Raw genomic sequence first — 26913 nt, 5'->3', positions numbered from 1 at the left:
TGGACGGACATGAAGATCGCGTTCCTGATCGGCAGCGACCTGACATCGCACCTCATCGTCAACGATCTGCTGCCGGAGCTGCTCGCCCGCGGGCACGAGGTGCTGTTGAACTACACCGCGAACCGGCCCAATTCCCAGGCGCCGGCCGCGCTGCGCCGGTTGTACACGATCGAGCGGGCGCTGTTGGCCGAGCACGTGTACCCGCACGTGACGCCCGATCCGAGCCGGTCCAACTCGCCAGCTGGCATCGCCCAGCTGTACGCGCCGCAGGTCACCGTGCGGCAGGTGGCGAACGTCAACGCACCGGCGTTCGTGGCTTTCCTGGCCGCGCACCAGGTCGGGCTGACGGTGTCGGTGCGCTGCTACCAGAAGTTCGGTCGGCCGCTGATCGAGGTGTTGCGCTCGCACGGCGTGTTCGCCAACCTGCACCCCGGCTTCCTGCCGGCGTACCGGGGCGTGCTGACGTTCTCCCGCGCGCTCGCGGCCGGCGACCGGGACGCGGGTTTCACCCTGCACCACGTCGATGAGCGCTGGGACGCCGGCCCGATCATCGCCATCGGTGGCCGGCCGCTGGACCACGCGGCGTCGGTGCTGGAGAACATGTGCCGACAGCGGGCGGTGGCCGCGACGCTCGTGCTCGCCGCCGTGGACGACCTCGCTGCCGGCAATGCCCTGGAATCCGTGCCCCAGGAGGAGGACCAGGCCCGTTACTTCACGCATCCGACGGCGGCCGAGCTGGCCGAGATGGGGAACCGCGGGGTGGAGCTCTTCCGCGTGCGGCCGATCGTGGACCTGATCGCCCGGGAGTTCGGTGAGCACCTGCGGACCCGGCTGATCGACGTGCTGGACCGGGAACTCGAGCACGCGCGCTGATTCCGGACATGGCAAAGGGCTCGTCACGAAAGCGACGAGCCCCTGGAATTCCGCCGGTCAGACGCTGGCCAGTCGAATCCGGTAGGTCCAGTGCCACGGCTTAGGCGTAGCCAGCCGCCGGCCGGCGACCTTACGCAGCTTGGTCAGGCCGATCTCGTCCTCGCTGGCCCCGCCGTTCAGCAGCGCGATCACGCCGCCCTGGCTGCTGGCGACGTCGATCAGCCGCTGCGCGTCACCGGAATCCTGGTGATGCAGGCACACCTCGGTGACGTGCCGGAACAGACCGCTCTCCCGGAGCCGGCCGAGATGGTCCTTCTTGGCCGCGAAGGTGGGGCGCAAGCCGCGCGCGGCCTCGATGGCCGAGTGCGTCTCCTCGAATTCGCGGTACGCGGCGTCAACCTCGGCGTCCACGGCCGGCGGCCAGTCGTGGTCGAACGCGGCGAGCACGCCGCCCGGGCGGAGCAGGCGGACCACCTCGGGGAAAGCAAGCTTCGGGTCGAACCAGTGCAGGGCTTGGCTCACTGTCACCACGTCGGCGCATTTGTCGGGCAGGCCGGTTGCCTCGGCCGAGCCCGACACCATGGTCAGTCCGCGCGCCTCGGCGATCGCCCGCATCTCGTCGGACGGCTCGACGCCGATGGCGCGCGGCCACAGCGCCGTCGCCAGTCCGGTGCCAGCGCCGATGTCGACCACGGCCGGGTCCTCGAGGCCGATCCACTGCCGGATGAACTCGGCGAGTTCCGTCGGCGGACTGGGCCGGGCGTGGTCGTAGAAATCAGCAAAGTTGCTGAACCTTGTCACCGAATCGGTCATGGTCGGGACGTTAGCATCGGTGACCCGCACAGCGAGTGTTTTGTGAACTCTTTGTGCGGCGCCGGCGTTCTTGTGCGGCGTTGACCGCTCCCGGTTCGTATTGGTACGTTCGGGACGTCGCCAGGGGGAAGTCCGTTCATTTGCCGCTCGGGTAATTCATGCTGTCATCTGCTCTGATCCGCTTCGATCACAAGGGGAGGGGTGTGGCCGCTGTGGGTAATGCAGAGCCGTGCCGGAAATTCGTCAACCGCACCAGGGACGCGCTGTTGGCGCAACAGGCGATCTACCAACGACCGGGCGATGCCGCTGAATCGGTGTTTATGGACATTTTGGCCGGCGTTGCGCCGACCGCGTTCGGCGCGGAACACGGTCTGACCGGCGTGGCGACGCTGGACGGCTGGAAAAAGGCGGTGCCGATCCGCGGTTATGACGAACTGGCGCCCTATGTGCGGCGACAATTGGCCGGAGAGCGCCGGGTGCTGACCCTGGACGACCCGTATGCATTTCTCAAGACGTCGGGAACGACCGGCTCGGCGAAACTGGTGCCGACCACCGGACACTGGCGCCGAAAATATCGTGGACCGGCGCTCTATGCACAGTGGGGCCTGTACTTCGACAAGCTCGGCGGTGAGCCGCTGCCAGCCGGATCGGTCCTCGACCTGTCCTGGGAACCGGCGCCGGTGCGCTTTCGGGAGAACGGGTTCCCGGTGTACAGCATCACCGAGCGTCCGGTCACCGACGACGTCGACGACTGGCTGCCGCCGTGGCGACACGAGAACTGGTTCGCCCGCGATCCGGTGGCCCGCGACCTCGCCGACTCGCTGTACGGCAAATTGCTGCGGCTGGCCGGCGCCGACGTCCGACTGATCGTGTCGGTGAACCCGTCCAAGATCGTCATGCTGGCCGAGACGCTGCGCGCGAATGCCGACCGTCTGATCGGCGACGTGGGTCCTGATCTGGGTAAACGCCTCGCCCGGCGGTTGGCGGGGGACAGTCTGCGGCTCACCGACCTGTGGCCGAGCCTGCGGCTGCTGGTGTGCTGGAACTCTGCCTCCGCCGGCCTCTACGGCCCATGGCTGGCGCAGGTCGCGCCGGACGTGCCGACGCTGCCGTTCAGCACCACCGGCACGGAGGGCATCGTCACGCTGCCCGTGGACGGGCATGAATCGGCCGGTCCGCTCGCGGTGAACCAGGGGTTGTTCGAATTCGTGCCATGGACCGATCTGCACAACGGGGACCCGCTCCCGGCCGATGCGGACACTGTCGGATTCGAGGAACTGGCGGTCGGCGAGAAGTACCGGCTGGTGATGAGCCAGGCCAACGGTCTCTACCGGTACGATGTGGGCGATGTCTACCAGGTCGTGGGCCGGGTGGGCGCCACACCGCGACTGGAATTCCTCGGGCGGGCTGGGTTTCAGAGCTCGTTCACCGGCGAGAAGGTGACCGAATCGGACGTGCACGCCGCAGTGACCTCGGTGATCGGCCTCGACCTCGTGGCCTCTCCGAGGTTCACGGGAATCCCGATGTGGGACACACCACCGTATTACCTTCTTGCCATCGAGTGTACCGACGGGCACGAGGCGGGCGACCTGGGGCGGCGCGTGGACGCGGCGCTGCAGGATGTGAATGTGGAATACGCGGAGAAGCGGCGAAGCGGACGGCTCAGGCCGGTAAGGGTATTGACGCTGGTTCCGGGCGCGTTCCGCAGGCTGGCCGAACACCGGTTCCACGGTGGCGTGGCCACGGCCCAGATCAAGCACCACTGGTTGCAACGGGACAGCGCTTTCCTGGGCAAACTCCAGGAGCTCGGTCTCATCGCCGATGTTTCGGTCTGCGTCTGACCGATGGTGACACGGACCTCGTTTTCGCTCGACCACGTCTGCACTGGCGATGGTACCGAGCTGAAACTGCACTGCTGGCATTCATCCGGCGCGGACGTGGCGGTGTTCTACATTCACGGCATTCAGAGCCACGGCGGTTGGCTGTTCGAGACCGGTCCCGCACTGGCCGCCCGTGGCGTCGAACTCCACGTGCTGGACCGCCGTGGCTCCGGTCGCAGCGGTGGGCCGCGCGGACACCTGCCGTCGGTGGACGCCGTGCTCGACGACTGTGATGCCGCGTTGGCCCGGCTGCGCCCGCGCTACCGACGGATCGTCGTGGTCGGGCAGAGCTTCGGCGGCAGCGTGCTGGCCGCCTGGCGGGCACGTGGCCCGTTGCCGGTGGACGCCCTGGTGTTCTGCGCGCCCGCACTCGGCCAGCAGCGGCGTCGGCACGACGACACCGCGCTGGGCGAACTCCGAAGGCGCGCCGGCCTGACGATGACGCCCGTGCGGTTGAAGGACGAGGACTACACCAGCGACCCGCGATACCTGACGCTGCTCGCCGCGGATCCCCTGATGCTGCGGTCGATCACGGACCGGACCCGGGCCGTCATGGTGGAACTGGAGGACCGCTACGTCGCCGGCTGGCCGCCGCACGACGACCCGGTTTTCCTAGCCACACCGGCACAAGACCGGATCATCGACCTACCGACGGCGCGCCAGGTCCTCACCACGCTGGCGCCGTCGGCGACGGAGCGGAAATTCGTGGCCGACGGTCACTACATCGAGTTCACCGACGCGCGCCGCGACTACTGGGACTGGTTGGCGGCGCTCGTGCGGGGAGGGCGGGAGCGATGATCCACTCGGTCGAGATCCACGTCGCCGAGGTGCCCATGATCAGGTCCTTCGACCACGCCGGTGCCAAGCGTGTCACCACCGCGTCCGTGCTGGTCACAGTGGACGTCGACGGCATCCGGGGGTATGGCGAGGGCGCGCCCCGCCCGTATGTGACGGGGGAGACCGTCGGCTCCGTGGTGGCGGCGCTGGCCGGCCTGGACGTCGCGCTGCTCGCCGAGGTCCTCGACTGGCGGTCGTTCGAGTCGGCGGCGTCTTCATTGGGCCGGTTGGACGTGTCCCGTCTGCTCGGCGGCGCGGCTCCGGCGCCGTCCGCCGCCGCGGCGCTGGAGACGGCGCTGCTCGACGCCGTCTGCCGACACCACGGCCGACCGCTGCGGGATGCCTTGCTGGTGCTGGACATTCCGGCCGAGATGCGTCGGGACGACGGCCCGATCCCGGTGTCGCTGGTCCTCGACCTCAGCCGGGACGAGGCCGAGCTACGGGAGTTGCTGGCGCACCGGCCACGGCATGTGAAGGTGAAGGCGACCAAGGACATCGGGGAGTGCCTGGGGCGGATCGAGCTCGTCCGCGAGCTCACGGCGGCAACGGTGTCGGTGGACGTCAACGGCGCGTGGACGGCCGAGCAGTTGGCCGCGGCGGCTCCGAGCCTGCGGGCACTCGGCATCGCCTGGATCGAGGAGCCGACCACCGCGCGGGACTGGGGCGTGCTCAGGCATTTTCGGCACAGCACCGGCCTGGACGTCATGGTGGACGAGTCCTTCGTGGACGAACAGGACCTGCGCCTCGCTGTGGAGTTCGAGGCGGCCGGTTACGTCAACATCCGGGTGTCGAAGTGCGGCGGTGTGCTGCGCTCGGCCCAGCTCGCGGTGCAGGCCCATGGCGCCGGGCTCGGTTACCAACTGGGCGTGCACGTGGGGGAGACCGGCCCGCTGTGGGGCGCCGGCCGGGCGCTGGCCAGCGTGCTCGACGCCGTGACCGTCGAGGCCGGCCGGCCGGACGAATGGTTCGCCGAGCCGCTGACCGTGCCGGCCTTCGCCGTGGACCGGCGGAACAACGAGGTGGAGCCCTTGACGGGCAACGGAACGGGAGTGGTGCCGGCCGCCGCGCTGCTGCGGCACATGCGCAAGGTGCGCAGCTGGGACGCCGGCGCCGGGAAGTGGACGGACTGGTGAAGATCGGAGTTGCGGCCCCGGTCTCCGGGGCCTGGGCGACCGCGGCCAACCTGGCTCACCTGGCTCGGCGCGCGGAGGAGTTCGGCTACCACTCGCTGTGGACCTTCCAACGGCTGCTGTCGCCGGTTGACGGGTCGTGGGGCGCGGCGCATCGCAGCGTGCTGGACCCGATTGTGACCATGGCCCACCTCGCCGCGCACACCGACGCCATCCGCATTGGTGTCGCCGTGCTGGGCATCCCGCTGTTCACGCCGGCCGTGCTGGCCAAGCAGGTCGCGACGCTGGACGTGTTGTCGGGTGGCCGGATCGACGTCGGACTGGGCATCGGCCGCTCCGACGCGGAACACACCGCGGCCGGTGTGGCGCAGCAGGGGATGGGCCGCCGGTCCGACGAGTTCATCGCCGCGCTGAAGAATCTGTGGACCGAGGAAACGCCCGAGCACGAAGGTGAGTTCTTCCGGATCCCGCGGTGCCGGATGGAACCCAAGCCGGTGCAGGCGCCGCATCCGCCGATCCTGCTGGGTGGCAGCAGCCCCCGCGCGCTGCGCCGCGCCGGCCGGAGCTGCGACGGGTGGATCGGCAGCAGCAAGGCGGATTTCGCCACGATCCGAGCGTCCGTGGCGGCGGTGCGCGACGCCGCCGCCGATCCGGGCCGCCTCCGGTTCGCCTGCCGGGTGGCGGTTCGTGTCCGCGCCCGCGACGAGAACGAGCCGTTCACCGGTACTCCGGCGAAGATCCGCGAGGACCTCTCCGAACTCGCCGGCACCGGACTGACCGAGGCGTTTCTCGACCCCAACTTCGACCCGGAGATCGGGTCCCCGGACGTGGACGCCGAGACGGCCGTGCGCCGCACCGAGGCGGCGTGGGAAGAACTCGCAGACAGGAGTGGAACGTGTTGACTGCTAGGTTCTCCGTCGGTGGCCGAGAAGACCACGGGGTGGTCGACGGCGGTGTGATCCGACGCGTCGTCGGGGACGTGTTCGGCGAATTCGATCTGGCGGACGGGGAGTTCGCCCTCGACGACGTCCGACTGCTGGCCCCGGTTCGGCCGAGCAAGGTGCTGGTGATCGGCCGCAATTACGGCGAGGCGACGACGGACGACCTTGTGGTCAACCTGAAGCCGTCGACCGCGGTGATCGGCCCCGGCGACCCTGTGCTGCTGCCGCCGAACGCCGAGGACGTCCGATTCGAGGGGGAACTCGCCGTCGTGATCGGCGCTCGATGCCGGGACGTGTCGCCGGACGACTGGGGTTCGGTGGTGCACGGCTACACCTGTGGCAACGACGTGACGGCCTGGGACGTCGGTCTGCCTGGCGGTCACTGGACCAAGGCCAAGAGCTTCGACACGTTCTGCCCACTGGGCCCGTGGATCGACACCGCTGTCGACCCGGGCGACCTGACGATCCGCACCACTGTCAACGGCGAGCTCAGACAAGACGGCTCGACGAGTCAGATGATCCGCGATGTCGGCACGCTGGTGGCCCGGTGCAGCCGCCTGATGACGCTGCTGCCCGGCGACGTGATCCTCACCGGCACGCCGGCCGGCGGCGGCTCGATGCGGGACGGCGACGAGATCACCGTGCGCATCGGCGGCATCGGCGAGCTGTCCCACCCGGTGCGCGCCGCCGCCACGGCGTCGGCATGATGAGGAGTACTCTCGGATGTCACGACGTCTTCTGCCTAGGGGTGACATGCTGAGCCGTCGACGCAAGTCACTGGTGCTCGCGATCTGTTGCATGAGCACACTGATCGTCGGCCTGGACAACACGATCGTCAACCTGGCCCTGCCGGCGATCCAGCGCGACCTGAACGCGCCGGTCACGGGTCTACAGTGGACGATCGACGCCTACACGCTGGTGCTGGCCAGCCTGCTGATGTTGTCCGGCTCGACCGCCGACCGGTTCGGCCGCCGGGGCACCTTCCAGGTCGGCCTCGCGGTTTTCGGCATCGGCTCGCTGCTGTGCAGCCTGGCCCCGAACATCGGCGCGCTGATCGCCTTCCGCATGGTGCAGGCGGTCGGCGGCTCGATGCTGAACCCGGTGGCGATGTCCATTGTCACCAACACCTTCACCGAGGCTCGGGAGCGCGCCCAGGCGATCGGTGTCTGGGCCGGCGTGGCTGGCCTGAGCATGGCGCTGGGACCGGTGGTCGGCGGGGTGCTCGTGGACACCGGCGGCTGGCAGTCGATCTTCTGGTTGAACCTGCCGATCTGCGTGCTGGCGATCGTGCTGACCGCGGTGTACGTGCCCGACTCGAAGGCCGACCGTCCACGCCCGCTGGACCCGGTCGGCCAGGTGCTGGTGATCGTCCTGTTGATGACGTCGACGTTCGCGATCATCGAAGGCCCTGGCGCGGGCTGGGGGTCGTCGTCGATCATCGCCTGCCTCGTCGCCGCCGCGGTGTCCGGGGTGTTGCTGCTCTGGTACGAGAGCCGCCGCACGGATCCCTTGGTGGACCCGCGATTCTTCCGCAGTGTGCCGTTCACGGCGGCGACCGTCTCGGCGGTCTGCGGCTACGCCGGCATGGCCGGCTTCCTGTTCCTGAACGCCCTGTACCTGCAGAGCGTTCGGGGACTGACCCCGCTGCAGGCTGGCCTGATCACGCTGCCGATGGCCTTGCCGGCGGCGCTGTTCTCCCCGGTGTCCGGCCGCATCGTCGCCGCGCGTGGCCCGCGGCTGCCGCTCGCTGTCGCCGGCGTCGGCGTCGCCGTCTGTGGCGGGCTGCTCTCGGTGCTCGCCGCCGACACGCCTGTCTGGTATCTCGTCATCGCGTACGTCGTGTTCGGCATCGGCTTCGGCCTGCTGAACGCGCCCATCACCAACACGGCCGTGTCGGGAATGCCGAGATCGCAGGCGGGTGTGGCGTCCGGGATCGCGGCGACCAGCCGCCAGGTTGGCGTCTCGCTCGGCGTGGCGATCCTCGGCTCGGTGGCCACCGCCCGGGTTGTCGGACCGTTCCGCACGGGCTTTCCCGCGGCCAGCCACGCCAGCTGGCTTCTCATGGCTGGTTGCGGCGTTGTGGTACTGGTACTGGGTTTCCTCGCCACGACCAGATGGGCGCTGCGCACCGCGGCCGTCGCCGCCGCCCGCATCGCGGTCCTCGAGGAACCTCGTCTGGCGTCGGTCTGACCGTTCAACTGTGTAATCAAGCCAGTCGCACATGCCCGGCCGCCGGCGGCCGGGCATGTGCGCGTCTCAGCCCAGCGCGTGCCCGCCGTCGGACACGATCGTCTGCCCGGTGATGAACGCGGCGTTCTCGGACACCAGGAACCGCACCAGGGCGGCGATGTCGGCCGGATCACCGAGCCGTCGCAGCGGCGTCCGGTCGATCACCGACTGCACGAACTCGTCCCCGACCGACCGGGTCATCTCGGTGTCGATGTTGCCGGGGGCGATCAGGTTCACCGCCACCTGCGGTGCCAGCTCCCGGGCGAACGACGTGGTCAGCGCGATCACGCCGGCCTTGGCCGCGGCGTACCCGGCGATCACTCCGACTCCCATGCCGGCGTAGGTGGACCCGATGTTCACCACGCGGCCCCGGCCGGTGCGGGCCAGCATCGGTGCGAACACCTGGATGCAGTTGAAGACGCTGGTCAGGTTCACGTCGATGCAGCGCCGCCAGGTCTCCGGAGCCAGCGTCCGCCAGTCCCCGGGCATGGTCGCGCCGGCGTTGTTCACCAGCACGTCCAGCCGCCCGTAGGTCGCCATGACCCGCGCGGCCATCGCCCGCACCGCCACCGGGTCTGCGACATCGGCCTGCACGACCATGCCGCGCTCGAGCCGCCGGGCCAGCGCCCCGGCGTCGTCGGCCGAGTCCCGATGGTTGATCACCACCGCGTAGCCGGCGGCGGACAGCTGCTCCGCGATCGCCCGGCCGATGCCCCGCGACGCCCCGGTGACCAGCGCGACCTGTTCGTCCGCCGCGGTCACCGGTTCGCCAGCCGGCCGGCCAGCATCTCCGCCACCGCGAGCGTCGGCAGCTGGGTGTTGGACCGCGGGATGGTCGGCAGAATCGAGGCGTCGATGACGTGCAGGTTCTCCACGCCTTGCACCTTGGCGTCGCCGTCGACAACGTCACCTAGCGCGCAGGTGCCGATCGGGTGCCAGTAGGTGCCGGCCCGCGAGCGCAGGTGCTCGTCGGATGCGTCCTGCGGCCGGGTCTCGTCGCGCGGGCTGGCCCATGCCTTCAATGGCGCGCTGGCCGCGAGTTCGGCGGCCAGTTCCAGGCCGCGGCGGCCGACCGCGAGGTCCCGGCCGTCCGGGTCGGTGAACAGCGCGGGGTCGATGTCCGGCCCCACGCCGTAGTCCGCGGACCGCAGCCGCAGCCGGCCCCGCGACGCCGGCTTCATCAGGAACGCCGCGATGCCGACCTCGTACCGGCCGCGCGGCAGCGTGCCGAACAGCGGCGCGCCGGCCGTAGGTAGCAGGTGCAGGTCCCAGGCGCCCTCGTCGCAGAACTCCGTCGCCGCCTTGATCGCCACCTGGCTGGCGTACAGGTCGCCGGCCTCCTCCTTCGCCAGCAGCGCGGCGTTCAGCTCGGCGGTCGGAGTCAGCGGCAGCACCAGGCAGGAGTGGTCGACCAGGTTCGCGCCGACGCCCGGCAGGTCCACGACGGTCCGGATGCCGACCTCGGCCAGGTGCTCGGCCGGGCCGATGCCGCTGCGCAGCAGCACCGACGGCGAGCCGTAGGTGCCGGCGGACAGCAGATAGGTGTCCGCGGTCAGGGTGACCTGCTCGCCGGCGAGGTCGACCTCGGCGCCGGTCACCCGGCCGTCGGCCAGCACCAGGCGGTTCACCGTCGCGCCGCTCAAGATCCGCAGATTCGGCCGCGACCGCGCCTCGTCCAGATAGGCGAATGCCACATTCCAGCGGAGATCGCCAATGGCGTTGACCGGCGGACACCCGTAGCCGGGGCCAACCCCGGGCGCGCTCATGTCGGCGTCCTCCGGATAGCCCAGCTCGGCGGCGGCCGCCAGCGAGCTGCTGCTCCACACCGACAATTCGCTGGCCGGAATCGCGCGCAACCTCATCTTCTCGGCAACGATTCGGCGGAATTGCCCCAGCGAGTCGGCCGACCAGCCAGCGCCGCCCAGCGCGGCCCATTCCGCGAAATCGCTGGCCGAACCCCAGGTGTGCCAGCAGCCGTTCACACATGACGAGCCGCCGACCACCTTGGCCCGGATGCGGTAGGGCGCGGACTGCTTCTCCCACACGTCGTCACGCGGCAGCACCCGCGCGTCCAGGGCCTTCGCAGGCCACTTCGCCCGGTCGGGGCCGTAATCGGGACCCGCCTCGACCAGGCAGACCGAGCGGCTCGGGTCCTCGCTCAGGCGCGTCGCGAGCACGCAGCCGGCAACCCCGCCGCCGAGCACGAGAACGTCGTAACCGGTTTTCTCGGGCATGAAATCTCCTCGGGACCAGTCCGGAAGGAAATCGATTCCGGGGCCGCTCCCATGTCCCGCGGCCCCCGGAAACTGTGCGCATCGGACGAGAAAGTCCGGGCTGACGCAGTCTCGCACCGGTGCGTCCGAGGTGTCCACCGTGCCGTTGAACCTCGGTGCCCCATGCGGAACGATGGCCGAGGTCGACGCCGATGGGGAATGGGGAACGATGCGGAAGTACCTGCACTGCCTCGCGCAGCCGCACGCGCTGAGCCTGCTTTCCAGCAATTTCTTCGGTCGCCTTCCCAACGGCATGAGCGCACTGGCTATCGTTCTGTTCCTGCGCGCGCACGACGTGCCGTACGCCGAGGTCGGCACCGCCGCCGCACTGTACGGCCTCTGCTCCGCGGTCGGCGGCCCGGTGCTCGGCCGGATCGTGGACCAGCGCGGGCAGTTGGTCACGCTGCTGAGCGGCGCGATCGGCTCCGGACTCGGCTTCGTGCTGCTGGCCGTGCTCGGCGCGGACTCGCTGCCGATGGCGCTGATCGGGGTGGCGCTGGCCGGCTTCCTGATGCCGCCGCTCGAACCGGCCCTGCGCAGCATGTGGTCCAGCGTGCTGCCGGACGAGTCCACTGTGGAGGTTGCCTACGCGTTGGACACGGCCCTGCAGAACATCCTGTTCGTGGCCGGGCCGCTGATGGTGGTCGGGCTCGCCGCCCTGACCTCGACCACGGCCGCGCTGCTGGTCATCGGCACGCTCGGCATCGCCGGTGCCGCCACGTTCGTGTCCATCCGGCCGGTCCGCGCCTGGCGCGGCGAGCCGCGGGCCCGGGACTGGGCCGGTGCGTTGCGGTCCCGGCTGCTGTTGATGGTGCTGCTCGGCATGATGTGCATCGGGGGCGTGGTCGGAGTGTTGAACGTGGCGACCGTCGCCTACGCGGAACAGGCCGGCCTGCCCGGGTTCTCCGGCGTGCTGCTGGGGGCCTTCTCGTTCGGCAGCTTGATCGGCGGCCTCGGCTACGGCGCGCGGAACTGGTCCGGGGATCCGTTGCGGCGCATGGTGTTTCTGGTGCTGGGGCTGGCGGTCTGCACCTGGCCGCTGGTGTTCATGCTCGGCGCGGCCGGCACCGTGGCGCTCATGGCGGTCGCCGGCTTCGGCCTGGCTCCGGTGCTCACGTGTGGCTTCGTGCTGATCGGCAAGATCGCGCCGCGCGGCACGGTCACCGAGGCGTTCGCCTGGGTGACGGCGGTTTTCCTTGGTGGCAGCGCGATCGGCTCGGCGATCGTGGGGTCGGTGCTGCCCGTCGGCGGCCTGCGCGGGGCGTTCGTGGTGGCCGGGCTGGCTGCCACCGCCGGCTTCTTGGTCGTCCTGGTGGCCGCGTCGGTGCCGGCGCTGCGCCCGCAGCCCTCGCCGGAACCCAACTGAGCCGAGGATTTCGTCCACGCGTCGCCGGGACGCTCTTGCGGATTCGCGGCGCGGTGCCTACTGTCGCTGACAATACGCGACGAACTGGGGGGTTCGAATTGTGTGCTCTCGCCCGCATTAGGGAATTTCTGTGCGTTTCGCGGTGATCGGAGCCGGATTCGGCGCAAATCATCTGAGCTGGTTGGCCGAGTGCGACGGCGTGACCGTCGAGGCGCTCTGTTATCGGAACAACGCGACCCGGGCCCGTGAGTTGGCCCGCCGATTCGACGTGCCGCGGACCAGTGACGACGTGGCGAAGGTGATCGCCGACGGCGGCATCGACGCGATCGCGGTGGCCAGCCCGCCGGACACCCATGAGGAGTTGATCGGCCTCGGCCTGGACGCCGGCCTCACCGTCGTCACGGACAAGCCGCTCACTACCGACGTCGACTCGGCGGCGCGGCTCGCGCGGCGCGGCCGGGCGGCCTCTGCCATGATCACCTTCCAGTGGCGAGCGAACCCGGCGTTCGATCGGCTCCGCGAGTTGTGCGCCGGGCCGCTCGGCCCGCTGGCTCGCGTGGACCTGGAGTTCCACCACGACTTCCTGGCTGGCCCGACGACCTCGTGGCCGTGGCGGCACCGACTGGCCTCGGCTGGCGCCGGCACCCTCGGTGACCAGGGCGTTCACCTGTTCGACCTGCTGCGCTGGCTCGCGCCGGGCCGATGGTCGGTGGTGCACGGCTCGGCCACCGTGATGTATCCGCGGCGCGCGTTCGACGGCCTGACCCTGGCCGCCGAGACCGAGGACATCGCCGAGGTGCTGCTCGCCGACGACGCGGGCCCGACCCGGTCGCGGGTGCTGGTGTCCCGGGTGTCGACCGGACGCCGCGAGGTGCGGATCGTGGCGCAGGGCGCCGGCGGCGTCGCCGAGGTCCGCGCGAACTCGGAGGACGGCAGCGCCACGCTCGCCGTCACCACTGCCGACGGCGGGGCGGAGACCGCGCGGTTCGGCCCGAACTCGATGAATCCCTATCGGGCCCTGCTCGACTCGAATTCGGTGGCCGATTTCGAGGACGGCTACCGGGCTCAGGTTCTGCTCGACGACGCGATGCGCCGCGGTTGCGGCGCGCCGTCCGTCGTCGCTGGATGACCCTTATTCGCGACAGCTCCCGTAATGCCGGCGGGTTTTTGCCGGCCGAATCGACCTGATTGTGGGAAGGTGTGTGATGGTGGCTTCGCTTCGTCTTGCCGTCGCGGGCGTCGGCAACAACATTTCCGCGCTGTTCCAAGGCGCCGAGCTGTACCGTCGGATGAGCGCACAGGGAATCGCCGAATCTGAATTCCCCGGCGTGAAGCGGCCGCGGATCGGCGGCCTCGGGGTGAGTGACCTGCGCTTCGTTGCCGCCTTCGACCCGCACCCGAACAAGGTGGGCCGCGAGTTCCACCAGGCCGTGCTGGCCGAACCGAACAACTACCCCCTGCTGGCCGGCGAACTGCCGGCGGTGGATGTGGGGGTGGACCCCGGACTGTCCGAAAAGGACGTCGACGAGACCTCGCCCGCGTTCCGCCGAGTGGTCCAGCGGCTGCGGGAGAGCGACGCCGAGGTGCTGCTGTACTCGCTGCCGACCGGCCTGCAGTGGGCGGCCACTGCCTACGCCCGCGCGGCACTGGCCGCCGGGGTCGCGTTCGTCAACTGCACCCCCGAGCTGGTAGCGCGGTCGCCGGAGCTGCTCGCCGCTTACGAGCAGGCCGGCGTGCCGCTGATCGGCGACGACCTGGCCAGCCACCTCGGCACCTCGGTGGTGCACCGGGCGCTGCTCGGTCTGCTCAGCCAGCGCGGCCTCACCCTGACCAGCTCGTACCAGCTGAACTTCGGCGGCAACGAGGACTTCCGCAACCTGCGGGAGCAGGGCGCGAGCAAGCGACAGTCCAAGCTCAACGCGCTGGCCCAGGACGGCGTGGACACCGGCAACGTCGAGGTGATCCCGTCCGCTGGCTTCGTCGCGCACCTCAAGGACCACAAGGTGGCGATCCTCAACATCGAGGGCCAGGGCTGGGCCGGCACGCCGGTGTCGCTGGACCTCAAGTTGCAGGTGCAGGACTCCAGCAACGCGGCGGGCGTGATCATCGACCTGATCCGGATCGCGGCGGCGTCGCGGCGGGCCGGCGTCGGCGGCTTCGCCGCGGCGGCCGTGCGGATCCTGAAGTCGCCGGCGGGCGGCCACCCGTCGTATTCCGACGAGGACATCGAGGCCAGTTTCCGGGTCCTGGACACGGTTTCCGAGCTCGCCGAAGCCACGGCCGGCCAGTGACCCGGGTGGTGCTCCTCGCCTATCCGGGCGTCGACGAGCTCGACCTGTTCGGGGCGTACGCGGTGCTGGCGAAGGCCGTCGACGCCCGGATCACCGCGGCCCGACCGCAGGTCACCGGCTCGGCGGGGATCCTGTTCGCGGCCACCGACGGGCTGTCGGTCGCCGCTGATGCCGACGCGCTCGTCGTTCCTGGCGGGCGTGGGGCACGGGACGCAGCCGCCGACCCGGAGCTGCTCCACGTGCTCCGGGCGGCAGGATCCCGTGGCACGGCCGTGTTTTCCGTCTGCTCGGGCGCGCTGCTCGTGGCGGCCGCGGGATTGGCTGCGGGGCGACGGCTGGCCGTGCACCGGAACAAGCGGACGCTGCTGGCCGGGTATCCGGTCGGCGAGGTGGTCACGGGTCTGGTGCGGGACGGGCAGCTCCGGTCCGTCGGCGGCGATCGGCAGGCCTCCGTGAAGGCAGTGGACATCGCGTTCCGGGTGCTGGCCGAGTTCGCGCCGGACACGGTGGACGCTGTCTCGGCACGAACGGAGATCTTGCCGGGACGGGTCCCGTCGTGACCCGGCGCGGCTGGGTGCTGATCACCGGGGCGTCGCGGGGCATCGGCGCGGCAACGGCGGAGTCGTTGGCCCGTAAGGGGTTCGACCTCGTGCTGTGGGCACGGACGGCGTCGGCGCTGACGGCGGAAGCAGCTCGGGCCGCTGGCGCCAAGGTGGTGACGGCGACGGTGGACGTGGCCGATGCGGCGCAGGTGCGGGCCGCGCTGCCGGCCGGGATCGACCGGTTGGCGGGGTTGGTGCTCAACGCCGGCCACGGCGTCTGGCGGCCGTTGGGGCAGATCGATCTGGCGGAGTGGCGCGGTGCCATCAGCGTCAATCTGGACGGCCCGTTTCACGTGCTGACCGCCGTGTTGCCACTGCTCACCGCCCGGCCCGGCGGGATCGTCGTCGGGGTGCTGTCCGATTCGGTGCTGTACCCGTTCCCGGAACGGGCGGCCTACACGGCGGCCAAGGCCGGCATGTCGGCACTGCTTGAGGTGGCCCGCCGCGAACTGCGGCCGCGTGGCGTGCGGGTGAGTTCGCTGCTGCCGAGCCGGGTGGACACGTGCTTCCGGGGCGCGCACGAGGCCGCCTCGCCGGGCGACCGGCCGGGGGCGCTGTCCGCGGCGGAGGTCGCGGAGGTGATTGGCGGGCTGTTCGAGCTGCCCGCCAACGTCGAGATCAGACAGGTCCAGTTGGCGGCGATGACCACGTCGTACGGACCGTTCCCGGAGGGGATGCAGACATGACTTCGACCGTGCGGGCCCTGATCCCCGCCGGACACTCCAAGCCGATCGGCCGGTACTCGCCGGGGGTTTCGGTGGACGGGCTGGTTTTCGTCAGCGGCCAGGTCGCCACCGACGCCGACGGCGCCGTGCTGCACCCGGGCGACGCCGCCGGCCAGACCGAGGTGGTGTTCGAACGCCTCCGCCAGGTGCTGGCCGAGGCCGGCGGCATCCTGGCCGACCTGGTCAGCGTCATCGTCTACGTGGTTGACGTGAAACGGGACTTCCAGGCTGTTTCGGGCGTCCGCAACCGTGTGCTGGCCGAGCCGGGACCGGCCAGCACGCTGGTCGAAGTGTCCAGGCTGGCGGAGGACGGCTGCCTGGTGGAGATCAGCGGCGTCGCGGTGGTCCAGGGGTGAGCGCGCTCGCCGACACCGCCGCCCGGGCCCGGGTGCTGGTGATCGGGTCGCTGAACGTGGACCTGATCCTGCACGCGGACTCGGAGCCCGGTGACGAGGGCGCCACCCTCGTGCGCAAGGTCACTACAGAAGTCGGCGGGCATGCCGGTAACTGCGCGTCGGCGTTGGCCGCGCTCGGGCTGTCCGTCGCGCTGTCGGCGGCCGTCGGTGTGGACGCGGACGGGGATCTGCTGCTCGCGGACCTGCGCGACCGCGGCATCGACGTGACGGGCGTACGCCGGTTCGCGGCCGAGCCGACCGGCCGAGTGGTGATCCCGGTGTTCGGCGACCGCCACTACATGCTGCTCTGCCGCGGCGCCAACGACTTGCTCGGCGCGGAGGACGTACTGGCTTTGGTGGCGGGGGAATTCGACGCCGTGCTGCTGTTCGACCCGAGCGTCGAGGCGTTGTACGCCACAGTCGACGCGATCGGCCGGCTGGACGCGCCGCCTCTGCTGGCGTGGACGCCCGGCGGCGTCTACGCCGGTGATCCTCTGGCCGGCGACATCGTCCCGCACTGCGATGCCCTGTTCCTGAACCGGGCCGAGTATCGGCTGCTCGCCGCCACGCCGGCCGTGGCCACGCAGGTCGTGGTGACGCTCGGCGCGGAGGGATCGCTGCTTCGGCACCACGGCACCGAGTGGCAGGTGCCCGTGCAACCGGTGCCGGTGGTCGATCCGACCGGCGCCGGCGATGCATTCGCTGCCGCGTACCTGCTGGCGTTACTTGCCGGTCTGGAGCCGACTGAGCGGCTGGAAGCCGCCAACCGCAGCGGCGCCCTGGCGGTCGGCGCGGTGGGTGCGCGGGCTCGGCTGGCGAGCGTCGACGACCTGACAGAGGTGAGTCCGCTGTGAGGCTTCGGTCAAGTGCAGACGGGTGGCGCGGAATCATCGGCCAGGGTTTCACCCCGGTGAGCGCGGGGGAGTTGGCCGGCCGCATTGTCGCGGTTTCCGGCGGGAAACAGGTGCTGGTCGGTTACGACGGGCGGCGGTACGGCGCGGCGGCCGGCGAGGTTGTGGCGCGATCGGCGGCAGCGGCCGGCGCTGCGGAGGTTCGGCTGGTGCCGCATCTGCCGACGCCGACCGCCACCGCCGCGGTCCGGCTGGGCCACGCCGACCTGGCGGTGTTGGTGACTGCCAGCCACAACCCGGCGTCGTGGAATGGCGTCAAGATCAAGCTCAGTCCGGGCTGTCCCCCTGTCGCAGACCTGGAACGAGCCATCGACGCGGCCCCGGTCTGGTCCGGAGCCCTGGACGGGATCGCCGTCGACGCGATGGACGCCGACGAACTGGTCAGCGCGCACGTGGCCGACGTGCTGGGCAAGCTGCCGTCGATTCCGCGGCGGCCGTTGCGGGTCGTGCTAGACGGCCTCGGTGGCATCGCCTCCGGAACGGTCGTGCGGCTGTGCGGACGGCTGAACTGGGCGGTGGACCGGATCGGCTCCTGGCCCGATCCCGATTTCGGCGGACTCACACCGGATCCGGCGCTGCCGGCGTCCCGGCGCCGGGCCTGCGAACGGGTCCTGGCCACCGGCGCGGACCTCGGCGTGGTCCTCGACGGGGACGGCGACCGGGTCTTCCTCATCGACGGTCGGGGGCGCACCGTGCAGCCGGCGGAGCTACTGGGCCTGCTGCTGGAACACCGGCACCGCAGGACCGGCCGGGCCGGGACTGGAGTCGCCGTCACGGTCGCGACCGGCACCGCCGTGCGGCGGGTGGCGTCGTGGCTGGGGATGCCGGTGATTGAGCTGGGCGTGGGCTTCAAGCACCTGTCGCCGATGCTCGCGTCAGGTCGAGTGGACGCCGCCGGTGGTGGTGTCGGTGATCTCTGCTTCGTCGAGCACGGCCTGGACCGGGACCCGCTCGCCGCGCTGGCGCTGGTCGCTGAGCTGCTCCAGGACACCGGTCTCGGCCTTGCCGAGCTGGTCGACGACTTGCGGCATCGGGTCGGTGGCCTGCATCCGTTCGAGTCCAGGGTGGACGGTGGTTCCGACCCAGGCCCGCTGCAGCGGATCGGGCTCGAATCCCTGCGTGACAACGGGCTTGTCGAGTCCGTCGAAGAGATCACCGACATCGACGGCATCAAGTTTTGGCTCCCCGGCGGGCAGTGGCTGCTGCTGCGCCCGTCGTCGACGGAAGGGGGCGTGCGGGTGTACGGCGAACTCGCCGTCCCGGTCGTGGCGGACGCGGTCGTCGCGGCCGTCGAGACCCGCCTGCAACGTCAGTAATCCGCTACAGCTGGGAGGAATCGGTTATGGCGCAAGCATCCATCGCGATCATCGGCGGCACCGGCTTCTACAGGTTCCTGGAGGACGCCGAGGACGTGGTCGTCGACACTCCGTACGGGCCGACCAGTGCGCCGATCAGCATCGCCACGGTGTCCGGCCGGCAGGTTGCGTTCGTGCCGCGGCACGGACGCAACCACGACCACCTGCCCTCGGACGTGCCATACCGGGCCAACCTGTGGGCGCTGCGGGAGATAGGGGTCCGCCAGGTGGTGGCGTTCAACACCGTCGGCAGCCTGCAGCGGGACTACCGCAAGGGCGACTTCGTGCTGGTCGACCAGTTCGTGGACCGGACGTGGGGCCGGCCGGACACGTTCTTCAAGGGCAGCCAGGCAGCGCACATCAGCTCCGCCCACCCGTACTGCGGGCGGATCCGGGACCTGGCGGACAAGGCGCTCGCCGACGCCGACGCGACCGTACACCGCGAGGGCACCGTGGTGGTGATCCAGGGACCGAGGTTCTCCACCGCCGCGGAGAGTCGGTGGTTCAGCTCTCAGGGCTGGCACCTGGTGAACATGACCCAGTACCCCGAGGTCGTGCTGGCCCGGGAACTGCAGCTCTGCTACGCGAACCTGTCGTACATCACCGACTACGACGTGGCCGCGGCCGAGATCGTGGGCGACGAGCACGCCGAGATCGTGTCGCACGAGAACGTGCTCAAGGCCTTCAACGCCGACTCCGGCCGGGTGCTGGACATCGTGCGGCGGCTGGTGGAGGCGCTGCCGGAGGCGTTCGAGTGCGCCTGCCAGACGGCTTTGGACGGCGCTCGTACCTGATGTCCCGGCCCGTGCCGGCGCTTCGACGCCGGCACGGGCCGTCGTGGAGGGGAGAAGCGATGGACGTCGTGCTGATTAGGCACGGCCAGACGAAATGCACCGTGCGGGGACGGTTCTGCGGCTCGCACGAGGGGGACCTGACCGATGTCGGGTGGCGGATGGCGGAGTGCGTGGCGGAGAACCCCGCGCTGCAGCGGGTTTCCGCCATCGTCTGCAGCCCGGCGCGGCGGGCCGTGGGCACGGCGTCGGTACTGGCCGAGCGGCTCGGGGCGGCCGTGACCGTGGACGACCGGCTGCGGGAGCTCCACTTCGGTCAGTGGGAGGACCGGCTGCGGGCGGATGTGGATTCGGGCCTGCTCGCACGGTGGGAAGGAGATCCGGCGCTGTTCAGTCCGCCCGGCGGTGAGACCGGGCTGGAGGTCATGGCTCGTGCCGTCGCGGCCGTGCGAGACGTCGCGCTCGGCGGATCGAAGGTCGCCGTCGTCACGCACAAGGCGCCGGTTCGGTTGGTGCTGGCATACTTCCTGGGGCTCGCGCCGGGGCGGTACCGGGACATCGGCGTTGTCTCGGTCGGGTCGGTATCGAGGGTGCAACTCGAAGGGGGCCGTGCCGTGCTGAAGGCGTTGGGGGACGTGTCACACCTGCCGGCTGCGTGGCGCGCCGACCCGGATCACGCGGTCGCAATGGCGGGGGAGTCGGTATGAGGATCGAACACATCGTCTGGGACTGGAACGGCACCCTGTTCGGCGACAGCGTGGCGCTGATCGAGGCGACTATCGAGGCGTTCGTGGCGGCCGGACTGCCGGCAGTGACCCGGGAACGGTACCAACGGCACCACACGCAGCCGATTCCGTTGTTCTACAACCGGCTGGCCGGGCGGGAGCTGTCCGACGCTGAGCAGGAGGTGCTGGCCCGACACTTCCAGGATGCCTATGTGCGGCGGCGGGACTCAATTCCGCTGACCAGCGACGCGGTTGATGCCTTGCGGCGGTGGCAGGGGACCGGGCGGACGCAGTCGCTGCTGTCCATGTACCCGCACGAGGAACTCTTGCTACTGGTGGACAAGGCCGGGATCGGCGGGTTCTTCGCGGCGGTGGACGGGTTGCAGGGTACGGAGCGCGGGTACAAGGCTCCGCACCTGCGGCGACAACTCGGGAAGTTGGGAGTCAACCCGTCGGCGGTGTTGCTGGTGGGGGACAGCGCCGATGACGCCGCCGCGGCGCGGGAGTGCGGGACGCAGTTCCGGCTGTACCACGCGGGCGCTGACGCGCTGCATGCTCGGGGCCATTTCGACGAGCTGCGGGGACACATCGTGGACAGCCTGACTGAGGCGGTCGAGGCGGCCGCTAGGCCCGCGTGAACGCCTCTGCCAGCCGAGTCAGCCAGGCGACCTCGCTCGAGAAACTCTCGCTCAGATAGGCCTCCGGCACCTCTGCGGCCTCCGTGCGCCGGCCGTCCCTGCGCGCCGCCAACGCCGCCTTCAGCTGACGGGCCTCGACGAACGCCCGCAACTCCAGCCCCTCACACCCCGCCGCCCTGCCCTGCTCCTCCGCCCGCCGGGCGATGTCCGGATCCAGGTCCTGCCGGACGATCCGCCACCCGTCCCGGATCTCGATCACCGTCCGGTACAGGTGGTAGTGCGCGTCCCCGAGCCTCGACCCCGGCGACTCCAACGCGATCTCTGGCACCGCCTCGTACAACGCCCGCCACAAGGGTCGGATCTTCCGGTACACCCTATAACTCTGCAGCCACCCCGCCAGCGCGGCCACCCGCCTGTGCCACAACGGAAACGGCAGCCCGATGACGATCAGCACGGTTCCCACGCCGATCGCCGCCAGCGAGACGGTCTCCCAGGACAGCGGGTTCAGGTCCACCGCGTCCGCCACGAGCGAAGCCGCCCGGTTCAATGGATGGACGAGGTAGATCACCGACCCGACGGCCGTCAGGCGCAGCCCGATCCGCAGCGTGTGGCTCTGCGTGCTGGGGGTGTACCGCCAGCAGATCCGCACGATCTCCACCAGTCCCAGGCTGAACATTGCGGTGTACACGAGCAGATAGGCGGCACCGCTCGGCCGGTCGGCGTTGGCCACCAGATAGTGCGTCAGCCGCCCGCTCACATTGGTGTCGGTGAGCAACCACAATGCTACCAGCACAAACGCGGCAGCGACGCCGGCGACGACACGGATTTGCGCTGCCCGGCGGGCTTTGTCGGGTGGGAATGACCAGTGCACCAGCACCACCAGCACGGCCGCGGTGAACGCCACCCCTCCGGTGAGGTGTTGCAGGAGGATGGCGATGTTGGGTACACCGAGCCCGTGGTCGATGGCGGCCAGGACGTGCGAGTTTGCCAGCGTGAGCGCGATCGCCTTGCAGATGAAGACGAAGAGCAGGCCGCGAAACGCCGGGTCGTCGGCCTTCTCCCGCCAGCTGGGCAGCATGAAGGCGACGGCGAGCCACCACATGGCAGCGCAGCAGCCGAAGACCAGGTCCTCCAGCACCGCTACGCCAGCGAGTCCCGGATGGGCCTCACGACCGGCGCGCGCTCGGTCACCGCCCGGATCACGTCCGGATCGTCGGAGAACCCGCTGACCAGATCTACCCGTGCCATGCCACGCCCCCCGCTTGGTCCAAGGCCATCCGCGCGATCGACGCAGCACGCGCCCCCGCCGGTTCCTGAGAGTACAGAACTCCTCTACACACCGTGGCCCCGATCGTCCGGGAACCACAGGCCAATGGTGTACCGCCCCAGATGGGATGCGATCCGTCGAGTAGCGGTGATGCTGCCCATGTTCAGGCGGCTGACCTGTATTCCTTGATCAGGCCGTCCAGTAACCGGTGGCGTCGGACCGGCACATCGTCGGGACCGTCGGCGGGCGCTTCACACTGGATCGTCTGGAGCAGAACTGGAGCAGGGATGTGTGTTGAACCTACATTGTGGTGATCTCACCAAGATCCGTACGTCGAGAGCTAAGCAGACGGACCCGAGCCTGACAGGCAGATAGATCGTCAATGGGCTAAAGACCCTGGCAGAAGGCCGGGGAGTCCTTGGTAGGACTGGATTTGCGAAGATCAAGTCCGAACCAGAAGGCTCCCCGTGATCACCTATCGAGCCACACTCGACGTCCACCACGACCTGGCCCGCTACCTCGGCCGACTGCTGCGGGCCGAACGCCACCGACGCGGCACTCGCATCCGCACCAGAGCCCTGACCTTGTGCGTGCCGAAAAACCCGTCCACGCGGGTCAAGCGGCATGTCGATACGCATGGAGGACTCCGCCGAGGCGGTCTCGCCGGCGTACGGTGAGGCGTTCGATCCGGTCGTGCTCAAGGGACTGGGGCCGGGCTCGCAGGGGTGCCGCAGCAGCGAGTGAGCGGTGGGTTCGGTGCTGGTTGTAGTGCCGCTCGTACTCGCGGAGCGCGTGCCGGAGGTGGGTCTGGTTCCAGATCAGCGCGCGGTCCAGGAGTTCGGTGCGGAGTGCCTTGACCCAGCGTTCGGTGATCGCGTTCATGCGGGGCATCCGGACACCGGTCAGCACCGTGGCGATCCCTGCAGCACTGAGGATCTCGCCGATTAGCGCAGGGTATTTGGCGTCGCGGTCGCGGACGAGGAATCGGAGCCGTGCGGCGCGTCCTGCGTCCTCGAGATCCATGATCAGGTTGCGAACGGCCTGCGTTACCCAGGTGTGGGTGGGGTGCGCGGTGGTGCCGAGAATCCGGACGCGCCGGCCACTGTGGTGTATGGCGGCGAGGATGTACTGGCGTTGCCCGGTGAGGGTGATGGTCTCGATGAAGTCCATGGCCAGGATCGCGTCGGCCTGGGAGCGTAGGAAGGCCGCCCATGTGGTGGTTGCCCGGTGTGGGGCGGGGTCGATGCCCTTGGTCTTGAGGATCTCCCACACGGTGGAGGCGGCAATCGCGATGCCGAGGAGGGCCAGTTCGCCGTGGATGCGCCGGTAGCCCCAGGAGGGGTTCGCGGTTGCCAGGCGCAGGACGAGGCGGCGGATGGAAGCGACCGTGCGTGGACGCCCAGCCTGCGGCGCTTGCTTGCACGAGCGTGGCGGCGTTTCACCAGATCCCGATGCCACCGCAGCACCGTGTCGGGGCTGACCAGCAACGGGAGCCGGCGTAGCGTCACGCGGGCCAGGGGCGCGAGCAGGGCTGTGAGCAACGCCCTGTCCTCGGGCCGCAGTCGTGGCCGGTGGTAGCCGAGTTGTCTGTGCATGACCGTGAGTTGATGGCGTAAGGCAAGGATCTCGACGTCCTTCTCGCGGTCGGTCATGCGTAGTAGCCGTAGCGCGGCGAAGGCGTTGGAGACGGCGAGGTCGATCTCAGCGGTTACTTGAGTGAATTCACTTGCGTTGCCACGGTAAGCATGCCGGCCTGTGGTCTGCGGCGGAACCTTTGACGGTACAGGCTCGTTCTGGGGTGCTAGCGGATTTCGTATGTTCCGTCCAGCCGGGCGCGGCCGATGGTGTGGCCCGCGATGGCGGCGATCGCCTCGTCTAAAGCGAAGCCAGCCGGCAGCCCGGGGGCCTGGTCGAGGGCGAAGAGCTGGAAGGCATAGGCGTGGGGTCCGTGTGATCGGATCGGCATGGGGCCGGCCCAGCCACGATGGCCGAGCGGGCCTTTCCCGTGCCGGATGCCCGGAATCGGGCTGGGGTTGGCCAGGGCGTTCTCTGGGATGCCGCCCAGCGAGGGGGCGATGCCCAGCGTAAGCGCATGGGTGGCAGGCTTCCCGAAAGGGACGTCGGGATCTTGCACGATGAGCACGAGCTCAACGGTGCCGGCCGGCGGCTGCGTCCAGTCGAGGGCGGGCGAGATGTTCGGGCCGAACAGCCTGCCGCGGTGCTTTTCCGGTATGGCAGCCCCGTGATCGAAGGCGGGGCTGGTCAGGGTGAAGTTCTCCGGGGCCTGCAGGTCGGGGCGGGCCCAGACGAGGGTGTGGTGACCGGCGCGCCGGTTACGCAGTGCGACACCGAGAGGATTTGCGGGCACGACTTCAACTCCTTCTCACTGTGAATCTGGCTATCGGTGAGGCTGGACCACGGTCAGCGGACGGCGTGGGCCGAGCCGCGGAACCGGCGGGTGACGAAGTCGATGATCTCGACGCTGGTGGCGGTCTCGCCGAGCTTGGGGAAGACGCGTTCGAGGCTGTGCCAGTGGGAGTCCGGGTCGGGGTCGGCCATCGCGTCCGTGGCGAGAACGACGTGGTAGCCGTGGTCGTGGCCGGAGCGCGCGGTTGATTCGACGCCGGAACTGGTGGAGACGCCGGCGAGCACGATCTGGGTGACGCCCAGGTCGCGCAGCAGGGTGTCCAGGCCGGTGTCGTGGAAGGCGCTGCGGCGTCGCTTCGTGATCGGGTGATCGCCCGGCTGCGGCTCAAGCTCGTCGATGATGTCCGCCCAGCCCGCAGGAAGCGTGCCGATGCTGCCGTGGCTGGCACCGCTGTTCGCGTCGGTGCGGCCGGGCGCGCGGCCGGTGACGTTGACCAGTACAACCGGGAGGTCGTACTCGCGGAATGCTCTCGCCAGGGCTGCCGCGTTCGGCGCGACGTGCGCAACCGAGCCGGAGACGATCCCCTTCTGCAAGTCGATGACGACGAGGGCGGGTGTGGGGTCGAGAGTGGTCAGCGGCATGGATTGCGCTCCTTCGGGATGTCAGGCAGGGATGCGGTCAGGGCCGGGCCTGGACAGCTGGGGTCACGGCGGCCGCTGCTTCGGCCGGCGGCCTGCTGCCGCCGCGCAGGAGGGAGACGATCGCGGCGATCACGCCGAGGGCCGCGGAGACGGCGAACACGATGACCAGTCCGTTGTGGAACGGGCCGGAGATGAGGTTCGGGAAGAACTCGCGCCCGGTGAGCAGGTCCCTGTTCGCCGGTGTCAACTGCGAGGACGCCTCGTACTGCGACAGCAGGTACTGGATGGGGTTCACGCCGAGCATGGCCGCGAACAGGGACGAGACCGGCGGGAGGCTGCCGATGTGCGCGGCGACCTGGTGGGTGACGCCGTGTTGGGTGAGGCCGCCTGTGAGGGTGCGCGGCAGGGCGCTGGCCAGGCCCGCGATCATCAAGGAGGAGAACACCGCGATCGACAGCGAGGTGCCGGAGTTCTGGAAGGTGGACCGCATCCCGGAGGCGACGCCGCGGTACTCGGCCGGGACGCTGGACATGATCGAGGAGGAGTTCGGCGAGCTGTACATCCCGATGCCCACCCCGTTCAGGGCGATCAGCAGGGCGAACGGCCAGTACGGGAAGCTCACCGGCAGGACGAGCAGGCCGACGAAGCTCAGGGCGAACAGGAGCATGCCGCCGGAGGCGAACCAGCGCGCCCCGAACCGGTCGGACAGAATGCCCGACAGCGGGCCCGCGATGAAGAATCCGGCCGTCAGCGGCAGGAGGAAGATGCCTGCCCACAATGGCGTCTGGCTGTAGTCGTAACCGTGTAGCGGCAGCCAGATGCCCTGTAGCCAGACGACCAGGACGAACTGGAGGCCGCCCTGCGCGAGCCGTGCGATGAACCCGGTGAGGGCGCCGGCCGTGAACTCCCTGATCCGGAACAGGCGCAGCCGGAACAGCGGCTCGGCGACCCTCTGCTCGATCGCCGCGAACGCGGCCAGCAATGCCGCGCCGCCGGCGAGCCCCGCGATCACCGCCGGGTTCGACCAGCCCATCGTCTGACCGTTGTAGGGCTGGATGCCGTAGGTGACCGCGACGAGGATCGCGCTCAGGCCGGCCGCGAAGGTGGCGTTGCCCCACCAGTCGATCCGTGCCGGATGCCGCGTCCCCGTGTCCCGCAGCCGGAAGTACGCCCACAGCGTCCCCGCGATGCCGACCGGCACGTTCACCCAGAACACCGCCCGCCAGTCCCACGCCGCGAGCAGACCCCCGGCGGTCAGCCCGATGAACTGCCCGGCGAAGACCGCGGCCTGGTTCACGCCCAGCGCGAAGCCGCGCCGCTCCCGTGGGAACGCGTCGGTCAGGATCGCGGCCGAGTTCGCCGTGAGCATCGCGCCGCCGAACGCCTGCAGGAAGCGCCAGCCGATCAGCCACAACGCCGCATGCGAACCCATGAGGGGATCAAGCGACAGCAGGATCGAGGCCACCGTGAACACGACGAAACCGAGGTTGTAGATCCTGACCCGGCCCAGGATGTCGCCCAACCGGCCGAGACTCACCACGAACACCGCCTGCACCAGCCGGTAGCCCATGATCATCCACAGCAGGTAGGCGATGTTCGCGGGAGCCAGTGGATCCAGATGAATGCCGGTGAAGATCGCCGGCAGGGCGATCAGGATGATCGACCCGTCCAGGCTCGACATGAACACGGCCATCGTGGTGTTCGTCAGTGCCACCCACCGGTACCGGTCGGCCTCCGAGGAGCGGGGCCGCACCGTTCGTGGTGACCGGTCCAGCTGGTTGCCCATCACGTCTCCGGCTCGCCACGCGCCTTGCGGTACGGGGCACCGTGCGGTGAGCGCGGAGCCCTCACCCACTTGTTTA

26 protein-coding genes are annotated in these 26913 nt (G+C 69.9%); 18 read left to right on the top strand and 8 right to left on the bottom strand.

The window, feature by feature from the left end; all coding sequences use genetic code 11:
* The first annotated feature begins 9 nt into the window (after positions 1–9).
* Positions 10–873: a formyltransferase family protein gene (locus BCF44_RS53010; RefSeq protein WP_116182213.1), complete on the top strand. Its 864-nt coding sequence runs from the start codon at positions 10–12 to the stop codon at positions 871–873.
* 57 nt (positions 874–930) lie between these two features.
* On the opposite strand, the gene BCF44_RS53005 is transcribed toward BCF44_RS53010, so the two are convergent.
* Positions 931–1686, bottom strand: coding sequence for a class I SAM-dependent methyltransferase (locus BCF44_RS53005; RefSeq protein ID WP_170218252.1), 756 nt, complete (start codon positions 1684–1686; stop codon positions 931–933).
* A gap of 203 nt (positions 1687–1889) precedes the next feature.
* On the opposite strand from BCF44_RS53005, the gene BCF44_RS53000 reads away from it, so the two are divergent.
* From BCF44_RS53000 to BCF44_RS52975, 6 genes are all read left to right on the top strand, one after another.
* Entirely contained in the window at positions 1890–3527 is a 1638-nt protein-coding gene (locus BCF44_RS53000; protein WP_211353676.1) for a GH3 auxin-responsive promoter family protein, read from the top strand.
* A 102-nt stretch (positions 3528–3629) separates the two neighbouring features.
* A complete protein-coding gene (locus BCF44_RS52995) occupies positions 3630–4364 on the top strand; it encodes an alpha/beta hydrolase (RefSeq protein WP_170218251.1) in 735 nt (244 codons plus the stop codon).
* A complete protein-coding gene (locus tag BCF44_RS52990; protein WP_116182210.1) occupies positions 4361–5536 on the top strand; it encodes an enolase C-terminal domain-like protein in 1176 nt (391 codons plus the stop codon). Before BCF44_RS52995 ends, BCF44_RS52990 begins: the two co-directional genes overlap by 4 nt.
* On the top strand, positions 5533–6435 hold the full coding sequence (locus tag BCF44_RS52985) for a TIGR03619 family F420-dependent LLM class oxidoreductase (protein WP_116182223.1): 903 nt from the start codon (positions 5533–5535) through the stop codon (positions 6433–6435). Before BCF44_RS52990 ends, BCF44_RS52985 begins: the two co-directional genes overlap by 4 nt.
* Positions 6429–7181 carry a fumarylacetoacetate hydrolase family protein gene (locus BCF44_RS52980; protein WP_116182209.1) on the top strand — a complete coding sequence of 251 codons (753 nt, stop codon included), beginning with the start codon at positions 6429–6431 and terminating at the stop codon, positions 7179–7181. Before BCF44_RS52985 ends, BCF44_RS52980 begins: the two co-directional genes overlap by 7 nt.
* A gap of 91 nt (positions 7182–7272) precedes the next feature.
* On the top strand, positions 7273–8664 hold the full coding sequence (locus tag BCF44_RS52975; protein WP_246016316.1) for an MFS transporter: 1392 nt from the start codon (positions 7273–7275) through the stop codon (positions 8662–8664).
* A 66-nt stretch (positions 8665–8730) separates the two neighbouring features.
* Here the strand turns inward: BCF44_RS52975 and BCF44_RS52970 are convergent, their stop codons facing one another.
* A complete protein-coding gene (locus tag BCF44_RS52970) occupies positions 8731–9465 on the bottom strand; it encodes an SDR family NAD(P)-dependent oxidoreductase (protein ID WP_116182207.1) in 735 nt (244 codons plus the stop codon).
* The gene (locus BCF44_RS52965) at positions 9462–10937 is read right to left on the bottom strand and encodes a GMC family oxidoreductase (protein WP_170218250.1); all 1476 of its coding nucleotides are present in this window, start codon (positions 10935–10937) and stop codon (positions 9462–9464) included. Before BCF44_RS52965 ends, BCF44_RS52970 begins: the two co-directional genes overlap by 4 nt.
* 172 nt (positions 10938–11109) lie before the next feature.
* Between BCF44_RS52965 and BCF44_RS52960 the strand changes: the two genes are divergently transcribed.
* The 11 genes from BCF44_RS52960 to BCF44_RS52910 all read left to right on the top strand — a co-directional run bounded on the left by BCF44_RS52960 (position 11110) and on the right by BCF44_RS52910 (position 20775).
* Positions 11110–12342, top strand: a complete 1233-nt coding sequence (locus BCF44_RS52960) for an MFS transporter (protein ID WP_170218249.1) — start codon at positions 11110–11112, stop codon at positions 12340–12342.
* Between the two features lie 130 nt (positions 12343–12472).
* On the top strand, positions 12473–13471 hold the full coding sequence (locus BCF44_RS52955) for a Gfo/Idh/MocA family protein (protein WP_116182205.1): 999 nt from the start codon (positions 12473–12475) through the stop codon (positions 13469–13471).
* Positions 13472–13550: 79 nt separating this feature from the next.
* Positions 13551–14633, top strand: coding sequence for an inositol-3-phosphate synthase (locus BCF44_RS52950; RefSeq protein ID WP_211353675.1), 1083 nt, complete (start codon positions 13551–13553; stop codon positions 14631–14633).
* A complete protein-coding gene (locus BCF44_RS52945; protein WP_116182203.1) occupies positions 14630–15193 on the top strand; it encodes a DJ-1/PfpI family protein in 564 nt (187 codons plus the stop codon). The genes BCF44_RS52950 and BCF44_RS52945 overlap by 4 nt, the downstream gene beginning before the upstream one ends.
* A complete protein-coding gene (locus BCF44_RS52940; protein WP_116182202.1) occupies positions 15190–15921 on the top strand; it encodes an SDR family oxidoreductase in 732 nt (243 codons plus the stop codon). The genes BCF44_RS52945 and BCF44_RS52940 overlap by 4 nt, the downstream gene beginning before the upstream one ends.
* Positions 15918–16316, top strand: a complete 399-nt coding sequence (locus BCF44_RS52935) for a RidA family protein (protein ID WP_116182201.1) — start codon at positions 15918–15920, stop codon at positions 16314–16316. The genes BCF44_RS52940 and BCF44_RS52935 overlap by 4 nt, the downstream gene beginning before the upstream one ends.
* Positions 16313–17209 (top strand): carbohydrate kinase family protein, encoded by an 897-nt coding sequence (locus tag BCF44_RS52930; protein WP_170218248.1) that lies wholly within the window; start codon positions 16313–16315, stop codon positions 17207–17209. Before BCF44_RS52935 ends, BCF44_RS52930 begins: the two co-directional genes overlap by 4 nt.
* Entirely contained in the window at positions 17206–18582 is a 1377-nt protein-coding gene (locus BCF44_RS52925) for a phosphoglucomutase (protein ID WP_116182199.1), read from the top strand. Before BCF44_RS52930 ends, BCF44_RS52925 begins: the two co-directional genes overlap by 4 nt.
* Before the next feature lie 26 nt (positions 18583–18608).
* Positions 18609–19415, top strand: coding sequence for an S-methyl-5'-thioadenosine phosphorylase (locus tag BCF44_RS52920; RefSeq protein WP_116182198.1), 807 nt, complete (start codon positions 18609–18611; stop codon positions 19413–19415).
* A gap of 59 nt (positions 19416–19474) precedes the next feature.
* Positions 19475–20119 (top strand): histidine phosphatase family protein, encoded by a 645-nt coding sequence (locus BCF44_RS52915; protein ID WP_170218247.1) that lies wholly within the window; start codon positions 19475–19477, stop codon positions 20117–20119.
* Positions 20116–20775: an HAD family hydrolase gene (locus tag BCF44_RS52910; RefSeq protein ID WP_116182196.1), complete on the top strand. Its 660-nt coding sequence runs from the start codon at positions 20116–20118 to the stop codon at positions 20773–20775. Before BCF44_RS52915 ends, BCF44_RS52910 begins: the two co-directional genes overlap by 4 nt.
* Here BCF44_RS52910 and BCF44_RS52905 read toward each other — a convergent pair.
* From BCF44_RS52905 to BCF44_RS52880, 5 genes are all read right to left on the bottom strand, one after another.
* Positions 20762–21913 carry an MAB_1171c family putative transporter gene (locus tag BCF44_RS52905; RefSeq protein ID WP_116182195.1) on the bottom strand — a complete coding sequence of 384 codons (1152 nt, stop codon included), beginning with the start codon at positions 21911–21913 and terminating at the stop codon, positions 20762–20764. The genes BCF44_RS52910 and BCF44_RS52905 overlap by 14 nt on opposite strands.
* Positions 21914–22657: 744 nt before the next feature.
* Positions 22658–23500, bottom strand: a complete 843-nt coding sequence (locus BCF44_RS57175; RefSeq protein ID WP_246016314.1) for an integrase core domain-containing protein — start codon at positions 23498–23500, stop codon at positions 22658–22660.
* Between the two features lie 343 nt (positions 23501–23843).
* A complete protein-coding gene (locus tag BCF44_RS52890) occupies positions 23844–24410 on the bottom strand; it encodes a YbhB/YbcL family Raf kinase inhibitor-like protein (RefSeq protein WP_116182194.1) in 567 nt (188 codons plus the stop codon).
* 53 nt (positions 24411–24463) lie between these two features.
* Positions 24464–25051 (bottom strand): cysteine hydrolase family protein, encoded by a 588-nt coding sequence (locus BCF44_RS52885; protein ID WP_116182193.1) that lies wholly within the window; start codon positions 25049–25051, stop codon positions 24464–24466.
* Positions 25052–25088: 37 nt separating this feature from the next.
* The gene (locus BCF44_RS52880; RefSeq protein ID WP_116182192.1) at positions 25089–26837 is read right to left on the bottom strand and encodes an MFS transporter; all 1749 of its coding nucleotides are present in this window, start codon (positions 26835–26837) and stop codon (positions 25089–25091) included.
* Positions 26838–26913 lie beyond the last annotated feature (76 nt).

Origin of the sequence: Kutzneria buriramensis, assembly GCF_003387475.1 — a bacterium.
Classification (GTDB): Bacteria; Actinomycetota; Actinomycetes; order Mycobacteriales; family Pseudonocardiaceae; genus Kutzneria; species Kutzneria buriramensis.
Note: the sequence above shows the minus strand (reverse complement) of the source record. Positions and strands in the feature narration are given on the sequence as shown.